A 200-nucleotide genomic window follows, 5' to 3' on the forward strand; every position below is an offset into this window, starting at 1 on the left:
GGGCGTCAGCCCGCGGCGAAACGCTCTCAACTCAAAAGCCACATAACTCCCCGGATTCCCGCCTTTTTCTGGACCGGGACGCACAATCCCGTTATCCTGTATCTAAATCGGGGCGTCAAAGACCCCGGCACTTTGAGGCATATAGAACGATGACGGCGTTCCCCGAGCGGTTTTCGAACCTGCCAGAATACGCGTTTCCG

This window comes from Maritimibacter sp. UBA3975 (assembly GCF_002384975.1).
Classification (GTDB): domain Bacteria; phylum Pseudomonadota; class Alphaproteobacteria; order Rhodobacterales; family Rhodobacteraceae; genus Maritimibacter.